Consider the following 9,218-nt stretch of genomic DNA (forward strand, 5'->3'; position numbering starts at 1 on the left):
AGACAGGGCCGGGTTCGCGCCGCCACCGACGCGGGCCCGGCTCAAAACATTGCCATTGACTAATGGCACCATTAGCTGTTGACTCAGTCACATGATCCTTGGCCGATCGCCGAAACGCAGCCATGGGGCCTCCGCCGTCGTCACCGGCGCCGGAAGCGGCATCGGAGCCGCGTTCGCCATCGAACTCGCCCGCCGCGGCAGCGCCGTGGTCTGCAGCGATATCGACGATGACGCCGCCCGCAGCACCGTCGAGGCCATCGAGAACGCGGGCGGTCGCGCCACCGCCGTGCACTGCGACGTCTCAACGATCGACGAGGTCAGCGCGCTGGCCGACGCCGCGCAGTCCTGGTTCGGCCACGCCCCCACCCTGGTGATCAACAACGCCGGTGTCGGCGCCGGCGGGCAGCCGATCGGCTTAATGGCCCTGGAGGACTGGAACTGGACGCTGGGCATCAACCTGTGGGGCCCGATTCACGGCTGCCACGTCTTCACTCCGATCCTGCGGGACGGTAGCCCCGAGCAATCCCGTCAGCCCCGCGGCATCATCAACGTCGCCTCCGCCGCGTCGTTCGGCGCCGCCCCCGACATGGCCGCCTACAACGTCAGCAAAGCCGGCGTGTTGTCGCTGTCGGAGACCTTGGCCGCCGAGCTGTCCGGTACCGGTATCGGGGTCACGGTGCTGTGCCCGACTTTCGTGAAGACCAACATCGTCGAATCCGGCCGGATCACCTCTCAATCCAGTGAGGCCGCGAACCTACTCATGCGCTGGACCGGGCTCTCTGCGCAACGGGTCGCCCGTGACTGCCTGGACACCCACGATCGCGGCGGCCTCTACTGCATGCCCCAGCTGGACGCCAAGATCGGCTGGAACATCAAACGTTTCGCACCGGAGACCTTCACCCGAACCATCGGACTGGCATTCCGTGCCAGTGCGGCATTGCCAGGTAGGTCCGACTAAGGAGATCACGATGGCTCTCGACATGGACGTCATGCTCACCAAGATCAAGAATCGGCAATGGGCGCTGGCCGATATCGACTGGGACGCGCCGGGAGCCGAGCTGATCCGCCCCGAGATGAAACCCAAGCTCAAGAAGTTCATGGCCGACCTGTGCTGGATCGAAAACATCGGCGCCCGCGGCTTCGCGGCCATGGCACGCAAGGCGCCCACCGCGACACTGGCCGAGATATACCGCTACTTCCATGCCGAGGAGCAACGTCACGCCAACGCCGAGCTGGCGCTGATGAAGCGCTGGGGCATGCTCGAAGACGGCGAAATGCCCGAACCCAATGTCAACATCCGGCTGGCCATGCAATGGCTCGACGACTACTCCGACGACCTGCCGCTGTCGGTGCTGGGCACGGTGATCCCGATGCTCGAAGTCGCACTCGACGGAGCGTTGCTCAAGTTCTTGCTCGACGAGGTCGAAGACCCGGTCTGTCACCAGGTGTTCGAGAAGATCAACAATGACGAATCCCGCCACATTGCCGTTGATTTCGAGGTGCTCGAGATGATCGGCCATGCCGATGCCCGTCGGCTGGCCATCGAGTTCGTCGGTACCGTCGCCTCCCCGTCGCTGATCGTGGGAGCCCTGATCTCGATCCCGCTGCTCAACCGGATTCGCAACGAGGTGATCGGTATGGGATTGGATCCGCAACGTCTCTACGCCGCTCTCATGCGATTCACCCAGTTCGGTGAACGCGGCGAACACACCCGGCGGGTGCCGGCCTACCAAGTCGTCAAACGCTACTCAGGCTGGATGGCCAACCCCGACAGCCCTTATCACCTGCTGGCCAACCCTGCGGTATGGCTGTCCGGGTTCTATCCCAAGCGTTTGCTCAAACCCATCCCCAGCTGGTTCAAGGAGCTCACCCACGAGCCGGCGGCCTGACGTGGCCGGCGGGCACACCTACCAGACACTGATCGTCGGCGCCGGCTTCAGCGGAATCGGCGCGGCGATCAAACTGGCCGAAGCCGGCCTGGGCGGCGAGGGCGAGATCATCATTCTGGAGCGCAGCGACCGGGTGGGCGGGACGTGGCGCGACACCCGCTATCCCGGTGCGGCGTGCGACATTCCGTCGCTGTTGTACTCGTTTTCCTTCGTTGCCAACCCCGGCTGGTCACGGGCCTACCCTTCGGCGGGCGAGATCTGTGCGCACATCGAGGATATGGTCGACCGGTTCGACCTGCGCCGCCGTATTCGGTTCGGCACCGAGGTCACCGGACTGGCTTTCGATGAGAGCACCGGCGCGTGGACGGTAGCGGCCGGTCGCAAGAAATTTCGGGCCCGCACAGTGGTGCTGGCGGCCGGGCCGCTGCCGGACTCCAGCTTCCCGGCGCTGCGCGGCCTGGAGAGCTACACCGGTCACAAGATCCACAGCGCTCGCTGGGATGACGACTACGACGTCACCGGTAAGAAGGTCGCGGTCATCGGAACCGGTGCCAGCGCGGTACAGATCATCCCGGAGCTGGTCGAGCGCGCAGGATTCGTCAAGGTCTTTCAGCGCACGCCGGGGTGGGTGATTCCCCGACTGGACATGGCCATGCCGGCCGCGGTGCAAGAGTTGTTCGCCAAAGTCCCAGCGGCCCAACAGCTTGCCCGCCAGACCCTGTTCTGGGGTCATGAGGCCAGCGCCACGGCACTGGTGTGGAACACCCCGCTCAGCGGACTGGTCGCCCAACTGGGCAAAGCGCACCTGCGCGCGACGGTCAAAGATCCGTGGCTGCGCCGTCAGCTCACCCCGGACTTCACCCCCGGCTGCAAGCGCATGCTGATCTCCAGCGACTACTACCCGGCGCTACAGCGCGACAATTGCAAGCTCATCTCCTGGCCGATCGCCACGCTCAGCCCGTCGGGCATTCGCACCAGCGACGGCGTGGAACACCACCTGGACGCCATCGTGTTCGCGACCGGCTACGACGTGCACCTGACCGGCCCGCCGTTTCCGGTCACCGGACTCGGCGGCCGGTCGCTGGCCCGCGACTGGAGCGGCGGCGGTCAGGCCTTCAAGAGCATTCAGGCCCACGGCTACCCCAATCTGTTCTTCATGACCGGCCCGAACTCAGGGCCGGGCCACAACTCGCTGCTGGTCTACGTCGAAGGCCAGATCGACTACGTGGTGCGTGCTGTCGGCGCGATCCGCCGCGGAAGCCTGCGCTACCTCGACGTGCGTGACGCTGTGCAACGCCGCCACAACGAGCAGATTCAGCGACGGCTGGGCAAGACGACCTGGATGTCGGGATGTCGCAGCTGGTACCTGACCGAGGACGGCTTCAACGCGTCGATGTACCCGGGGTTCGCAACGCAGTATCTTCGGCAGATGCGCAGTTTCCGCCTGTCCGACTACCACGCGGTGGCATGAGCACACCGGATCGTCCCGCCAAGCCCGAGTCCATCGCCGCGGTGCTGGCGAACCTGCGGCGGCTCCCGCGCCGGGTGCGACGCGAGTCCCGCGAAGTGGTCGAGGCCGCGGTCACGCAGCTCTTCGAGATCGTGGTACGCCACCCGGGCGGCAACACGGCATCCCGGGAGTACCGGATCGACGACCTGGCCCGATTGGGCGGCACCACCACCCGCAACGTGCGGGTGTACCGGGACCGGGATCTGCTCCCACCGCCGCGACGTGTCGGGCGGATCGCGTTGTACAACGACACCCACCTGACCCGGCTGCGGCTGATCACCTCGATGCTCGACCGCGGCTACACCATCGCGCACGTCAAAGAGATGATCGGCGCCTGGGAGCAGGGCAAGGACCTCGGCGACATCCTGGGATTGGAAAGCGCGATCGCCGGTAACTGGACCACCGAACGGCCTGAGACCATGCCACGTGCGGAAGCGGAGCGGCGGATCGGCGACCCGCCGGCGATGCGGCGACTGGTGGCGCTCGGTGTCATCCGCCTCAACGAGACCGACTCGCTGGCCACCATTACCCGACCCAAGCTGATCGACGCCTTCAATGAGGTCCGCGGCTACGGCATCGCCATCGACAAGCTCATCGACCTCTACGAACAGACGTTGCCGCACATCGATGCGATCAGCCAGATGCTGGTGCGGGCCGGGGCCGAACATGTGCTGACCCGACTGCAGCCTGGGGCGCCGCTGCCGGCCGACACCGAGATCGCCGAGCTGATCGGCATGTTGGTGCGATTCCGCACCCAGGCCGTCGCCTCGGTCACGGCCACCTTGGCCGGATCCATCGAGTCGACCATCGAGTCCATGGTCAGTGGCCTGCTCGCCGAGTCACTGATGCAGTGACCCGAGCCGAGAGCTCGGGTTAGGCCAGGGCGAGGAACAGCTTCTCCAGCTCGTCCTCGGAGAGCGGCGCCTTGCCTCCGGCGGCTTCGCCGGCCAGACACTCCCGCAGGCCACTGGCGACGATCTTGAAACCCGCGCGGTCCAGCGCCCTCGAGACCGCGGCCAACTGGGTGACCACGTCTTTACAGTCGCGGCCGGCCTCGATCATCGCGATCACTCCGGCGAGCTGGCCGTGCGCACGGCGCAGCCGGTTCAACACCGACTTGACGCTGTCTTCGTCATCGAGCACGTGAGGTCCTCTCCCCGAGCTGCCTGCTATACCCTATAGGGTATCTCACCGCCCGGGGGGAACCGCGGATTCAGCGCTGGGCGATCAGATATGGCGCCAGCGTCGCCAGCTTCTCGCAGGTCTCCTCGAACTCCCGCTCGGGCCGCGACTCGGCGATGACGCCCGCTCCGGCCCGCAACCAGCAGCGCCCGTCCCGCTCGTAGGCCGCCCGCAGCGTCAACGCGGCATCGAGACCACCGTCGGCCGAGAACATCACCACCGCACCGGAGTACAGGCCCCGTGGGCAATCGTCGAGCCGCAGGATGGCGTCGATTCCGGCCGATTTCGGGATCCCTGACGCGGTGACAGCAGGGAAAAGCGCTTCCAGGGCATCCATCCGGTCTCGGGCGGGATGCAGCCGACCGCGCACCGTCGAGCCCAGGTGCTGCACGCTCCCGCGCTCGCGCACGGTCATGAAGTCGCCGACGACGGCACTGCCCGGCTCGGCGACCTCGGTGATCTCCTCTACCGAAGTGCGGACCGAGATCGCATGCTCCACGATTTCCTTGGCATCGGATTCGAGCTCGGCTCGAGCCACCGCGTCGATCGCAGGGTCGCCCGTGCGGGCACGGGTCCCGGCCAGCGGCTCGGTGACCACCACGCCGTCGCCGCGCACCTCGGCTACCAGCTCCGGGCTGTATCCGAGCGCCCGGATCCCGCCCAGCCGCAACAAGAACGACCGAGCCGGCGTGTTGTGCCGCCGTCCCAGTCGGTAGGTCGAAGGAAAGTCCAGCGCAAACGGCACGTCTACGCACCGCGACAGGATCACCTTGCGGTAGGCACCTGCGCGGATCTCCTCGACCGCGGTCGCCACCCGATCGCGATAGCCGGCAGCCTCGACGTCGACCACCACCGGCGAGGGCGCGGCCAACGTGGGAACCCCGTCGGCCAACAGCCGCGCCAGCACCGCGAATGCGCGGTCGCTATCTCCGAACAGCTCGACCTTCTCGGCGGTGACAACGATGCGGGTCTGCGGCCAGAACACCCGCGCCAGCGCGGTACCCGGCGCCAACCGCTCCTGCAGCCCGAACCGGTAGGTGCCGAATTCAAAAGCCACCCAGCCGAATACCTCAGCGGCCTCCAGCAGCAACCGGTCCACTGCTTCGCCGAGCACTGCGGCCGGCCGGCCCCGCCAGTGTTCGCGGCGAACCACCCCGTCGCGGACCGTGCGCAGCTCGTCACTGTCCAGCTCGACGGCGGCCCGCACGCCGGCGGCCAGAGTCCAACGTCCGCCACGCTCGTAGAGCAGGTATTCGTGGCCGTCATGCTCCGGCAACTCAGCGGCCAGCGCGGCAGCCAGCTCAGCCGGCTCGACACCCGGCGGCAACAGCACCGACGACGCAGCTTCGGAGACTGTTTCGACACCCACCTCGGACACGATTAGTAAATGTAGCCTAACCTACGCAGCGACGTGCGCCTCGCCCCACGAAAGCCGTCGGTAGCGCTGGGCCATCCGCACGACCCGCTGCGCCCGGCTCCGCCGCGCTTGCGATCGCTGGGCCATCCGCACGACCCGCTGCGCCCGGCTCCGCCGCGCTTGCGATCGCTTTAGAACGCCTTCAGCAGCGCTGTTCGCGCCTTGACATGCAGCTGCTCGAACTTCGAATTGCGCTGCCGCTCCATCTCCGCGGCCATCCGATTGCCCAGTTCTTCCAACTCAGTCTCCGACAAGTCGACCGGCGCCGGAGGGGGCACCAGGTCGCGCTCCTCCTCGTCGGCATGGGCCTCCAAGACGGTGAGGAAGGAGTTCCACTCATCGACATGGCGAGGCGAGCTGGCCGGTGTCCGCAGCGCTACCGCGAGCTGGTCGTAGATCTGCCGATGCTCGGCGTGTGCGATCGCGATCAGCTTGCTCGCGGCCGCCAGCGCCGGGTAATAGATGTCGTCCTCGATACGCATGTGGATGGTGAACTCCCGCAGCAGGTCATCGAGAGCCTGCTGCCGCTCGGGCGACCCAACCGGTGCGCCCTTGAACCGGGAGCCCAAGCCGCGCAGCACGTTGTGGTGGGCCCTCAGCACGTCGTAGGCATTGCTCACTGGACAATCTCCTTCTCGGTCGCGATTGCGGGGCACTCCAGGGTCTGCGGGGCGAGATATTTGACCCGACCCTCACCAAGCGGTGTCACCGCGCCATCGCGCAGTTCGACCATCCCGTCGCGCACCCGCGCCTGATAGCAGGGCAGCGGAGCGGCAGACGGTCCACGCAGCACGGCACCGGTTTCCACGTCGAACTGCGAGCCGTGCCAGGGGCACACGATCCGGCCGCGGTCGACCCAGCCGTCTTCCATCGGCGCGGCCAGGTGCGGGCACAATCCGGCGAATGCCGAGACGCTGTCGTCGGTGCGGCAGAGCACCACCGCGACGCCGTCGACGTCGATGCGCTTAGGTTTCTTGCCGGCTGGCAGTTCCGCCTCCGGGAGCACGGGCGTCCAGTCATCGATGCGCAGCCGATCGCCGGACTGGTCGATGCCGATTCCGGAGCCGAATACCAGGGCGCCGCCCAGGAACCCGCTGGCAGAGGTGATGCCATAGCCGACCGCACTGGTCACGATGCCCCGCAGCTGCCGCCCACCGCGCCGGTCCCGCCAGGACTGGATGTACAGACCCGTGGCGACGAGGTTCAGCACGCCGTGCACCAGCCCGATACGCCGATCCTTGTCGTGGGTGTGCTGCCAGTCGGTCACCCCGGTGGCCGCGGAGGCGAAGTTGGCCGCAATCCCCAGCCCCAGGGCACGCTGGGCGAATCGAGACGCGTCAAGCACTTCTGCCGCAGACCTGCTCGGCAGCAGACTCAGCGCATCCAGGGCGACGGTCGTCCCGATGGCGCCGGTGGTCAGCGATGCCAACGGCGGATGCACCGGGTGCCCCAACCACACGCCGTTCAAGAAGTTGGTCACCCGATCCCGGGCCCCACCCAAGGCGTTGAACCCGAAGCTCAGCACGTTCTCCAGCCGGTGGCTGGGCCGGTCCATCCACTCTTGTCGGCCGAGGATCTCCAGCACTCGCCCGCCGGCGCCGTGCGCCCGGTCCGTGGCGCCTCGCGCCCGTTGAACTGCCATCGCGTCGGTCCTCCATCTGCCCCAGCCATACTTTGTTTGATACTCGTTTGCGGAGCCATAAACTAGATCGTATCCTCATCTGCGTTTTCGTACAACTAACGGATTACGATATTGCTGTTCACGCCCGACGGTCGCTGCGAACAGCGCCGACGCTACATCTCATGCCTACACGAAAGCTGTTGTTTTCCATCGCATAGGCTGTGGCAACGAGCGCCGCTCCGGTGCCTGCATGACAGTTCTTGCAACGTCACGGCAGGATTGCTGAGAGTATGATGGTAGCGAGTTTTCCCAATAATCAGCGAGCAGCTGGCAGCACACAATAATCCGCATTTGCGGTTTTGCTATTAGCCCTTCGCCCGCCCGCCGGACCAGTGACGGCGGGCCCAGCGACTCGATGGCAGTGATGCGTTACGCGCGTTCACAATTCGGTATCAGTCCTCACACAACCGTTGGCAACGCCGAAATCCGCGCGGACTCTGGAGTCATGCTAAGTATTCGCAAACTCGTCGGATCGGTGTTCGTGGCGACAGCCGCCGCGGCGATCGCGCTCGCCCCGACAGGCGTGATGCTGAAGACCGGCTCGGCGGACACACCAGGCACGACAGCAGTCGCCCAACCGCACGGTTCCGGCGGCCCGGACGGCAACGGCGGCGGAGGCGGCTGTGGCCATGACGCCGGTTGGCAGGGCTGCGGCGGTTTTGTCCCCGGCCAGGGCGGTTTCGGGCACGGCTGCTTCAACGGCATCTGCGGCAGCTGGGACGGCAACCGCGGTTGGTTCAGCGGCTGAGCGGCCGCTGGACCTACCTGCCGGCGACCCGCTATCCCAGCAGGGAACGCACCACCGCGTCGGCCAGTAGCCGCCCGCGATCGGTCAGCACCAGCCGCGTGCCGTCGGTGTGCAGCAGCCCATCGCCGATCGCGGTCGCGGCGCGCTCGCGCTCCTGGGCATCCAGATCCGCCAGCGCCAGCCCATCGCGCAGCCGCAGCCGCAGCATCACGTCCTCGGTGTGCCGGTCGGCATCGGAGAGCTCTTCGAAGCCGGCCACCGGTAGTGCACCCTGCTCCAGCAGCTGCGCGTAGGTGTTGGGGTGCTTGACGTTCCACCAGCGCAGCGCGCCGTCGTAGCTGTGCGCGCCCGGCCCCGCACCCCACCATCGGCCGCCGTTCCAGTAGCCCATGTTGTGCCGGCAGGCCGCGCCGGGCCGGCACCAGTTGGACACCTCGTACCAGTCCATCCCCGCCGCCCGCAGCCGGCTGTCGACCAGCTCATAGCGATGCGCCGCCACATCGCCCTCGGGGGCGGGTAGCTCGCCCTGCCGCACCCGACGGGCCAGCGCGGTGCCGTCCTCCACGATCAGGCTGTAGGCCGAGACGTGATCCACACCCGCCTCGAGCGCGGCGTCCACCGAACGCAGCAGATCGTCATCGGTCTCGCCGGGGGTGCCGTAGATCAGGTCGATGTTGAGGTGCTCGAAGCCGGCGGCCCGCGCCTCGCGCGCCGCCGCGACCGGCCGCCCCGGCGAATGGATGCGGTCCAGGGTGGCCAGGACCTGTCTCTTATACACATCTGACGCTGCC

10 protein-coding genes are annotated in these 9,218 nt (G+C 67.0%); 5 read left to right on the plus strand and 5 right to left on the minus strand.

What is annotated here, in order from left to right; genetic code table 11:
- Positions 1–91: 91 nt before the first annotated feature.
- Genes LI94_RS02610 through LI94_RS02625 form a run of 4 tightly spaced genes read left to right on the plus strand, consistent with a single transcriptional unit; the run spans position 92 to position 4,253 of the window.
- Positions 92–958, plus strand: coding sequence for an SDR family NAD(P)-dependent oxidoreductase (locus LI94_RS02610; protein ID WP_046300207.1), 867 nt, complete (start codon positions 92–94; stop codon positions 956–958).
- A 10-nt stretch (positions 959–968) separates the two neighbouring features.
- Entirely contained in the window at positions 969–1,889 is a 921-nt protein-coding gene (locus LI94_RS02615; protein ID WP_024440713.1) for a hypothetical protein, read from the plus strand.
- A gap of 1 nt (position 1,890) precedes the next feature.
- Complete coding sequence (locus tag LI94_RS02620) at positions 1,891–3,360, plus strand: NAD(P)/FAD-dependent oxidoreductase (protein ID WP_046300208.1); 1,470 nt, start codon at positions 1,891–1,893, stop codon at positions 3,358–3,360.
- A complete protein-coding gene (locus tag LI94_RS02625) occupies positions 3,357–4,253 on the plus strand; it encodes a MerR family transcriptional regulator (RefSeq protein WP_024440715.1) in 897 nt (298 codons plus the stop codon). The genes LI94_RS02620 and LI94_RS02625 overlap by 4 nt, the downstream gene beginning before the upstream one ends.
- Positions 4,254–4,272: 19 nt before the next feature.
- Here the strand turns inward: LI94_RS02625 and LI94_RS02630 are convergent, their stop codons facing one another.
- From LI94_RS02630 to LI94_RS02645, 4 genes are all read right to left on the minus strand, one after another.
- Entirely contained in the window at positions 4,273–4,542 is a 270-nt protein-coding gene (locus LI94_RS02630; protein ID WP_024440716.1) for a metal-sensitive transcriptional regulator, read from the minus strand.
- 70 nt (positions 4,543–4,612) lie between these two features.
- Positions 4,613–5,959 (minus strand): salicylate synthase, encoded by a 1,347-nt coding sequence (locus tag LI94_RS02635; RefSeq protein ID WP_024440717.1) that lies wholly within the window; start codon positions 5,957–5,959, stop codon positions 4,613–4,615.
- Between the two features lie 170 nt (positions 5,960–6,129).
- Complete coding sequence (locus LI94_RS02640) at positions 6,130–6,618, minus strand: hemerythrin domain-containing protein (RefSeq protein WP_046300209.1); 489 nt, start codon at positions 6,616–6,618, stop codon at positions 6,130–6,132.
- Entirely contained in the window at positions 6,615–7,640 is a 1,026-nt protein-coding gene (locus LI94_RS02645) for a Rieske 2Fe-2S domain-containing protein (RefSeq protein WP_046300210.1), read from the minus strand. The genes LI94_RS02640 and LI94_RS02645 overlap by 4 nt, the downstream gene beginning before the upstream one ends.
- Before the next feature lie 484 nt (positions 7,641–8,124).
- Between LI94_RS02645 and LI94_RS02650 the strand changes: the two genes are divergently transcribed.
- The gene (locus LI94_RS02650) at positions 8,125–8,427 is read left to right on the plus strand and encodes a hypothetical protein (protein WP_046300211.1); all 303 of its coding nucleotides are present in this window, start codon (positions 8,125–8,127) and stop codon (positions 8,425–8,427) included.
- A 31-nt stretch (positions 8,428–8,458) separates the two neighbouring features.
- Here LI94_RS02650 and LI94_RS02655 read toward each other — a convergent pair.
- Positions 8,459–9,218: coproporphyrinogen-III oxidase family protein (locus LI94_RS02655; RefSeq protein WP_046300217.1), on the minus strand; the 760-nt coding region annotated here is incomplete at its 5' end.

The organism is Mycobacterium sp. UM_Kg27, assembly GCF_000972905.1.
Lineage (GTDB): Bacteria > Actinomycetota > Actinomycetes > Mycobacteriales > Mycobacteriaceae > Mycobacterium.

Excerpts from the sequence above, each read along its gene's own strand:
- LI94_RS02610 (WP_046300207.1), top strand. The coding sequence starts at position 92 with ATGATCCTTGGCCGATCGCCGAAACGCAGCCATGGGGCCTCCGCCGTC.
- LI94_RS02615 (WP_024440713.1), top strand. The coding sequence starts at position 969 with ATGGCTCTCGACATGGACGTCATGCTCACCAAGATCAAGAATCGGCAA.
- LI94_RS02625 (WP_024440715.1), top strand. The coding sequence starts at position 3,357 with ATGAGCACACCGGATCGTCCCGCCAAGCCCGAGTCCATCGCCGCGGTG.
- LI94_RS02645 (WP_046300210.1), bottom strand. The coding sequence starts at position 7,640 with ATGGCAGTTCAACGGGCGCGAGGCGCCACGGACCGGGCGCACGGCGCC.
- LI94_RS02650 (WP_046300211.1), top strand. The coding sequence starts at position 8,125 with ATGCTAAGTATTCGCAAACTCGTCGGATCGGTGTTCGTGGCGACAGCC.